Consider the following 398-nt stretch of genomic DNA (forward strand, 5'->3'; position numbering starts at 1 on the left):
CCTCCTATGTATAACCCTGATGGAGGAAAAGGATTTGAAGCAGGAACAACTGGACAAGCTCCTACTGATCCAGCTTCAAAGAATTATTATGATGCGATACAAGGTGGTTTAAGAAATACGGATGCAAGAACTTTCCATACCACCGAAGATCTAAGAGAGCTCTTACAAAGAGACGCCAGATATGGGGTAGATTATGATGGTGATGGTATGAAAGGATATGATGCAGATGATATCAATCAAGATGTCAAAGTAACTGTCAATGACTCAGGTGCCTTTTCTATCACTAATGCAAATGAAAGTTCAACCATACCTGCAAATGCAGGTGCTGGGAATACAGCACAAACTACAAATGCTAAAAATATGAATTTTAATGTTACCTCCTACACAGACAGCCTAGG

The 398-nt window shown here is 39.7% G+C and carries 1 pseudogene; it reads left to right on the forward strand.

Annotated elements, in window-relative coordinates:
* Positions 1-398 (forward strand): annotated as a pseudogene (locus tag H2279_RS08785) (flagellar hook protein FlgE); the annotation flags it as partial.

The sequence above is a fragment of the Campylobacter sp. B0100352/1 genome, assembly GCF_020135855.1.
GTDB lineage: Bacteria > Campylobacterota > Campylobacteria > Campylobacterales > Campylobacteraceae > Campylobacter_D > Campylobacter_D taeniopygiae.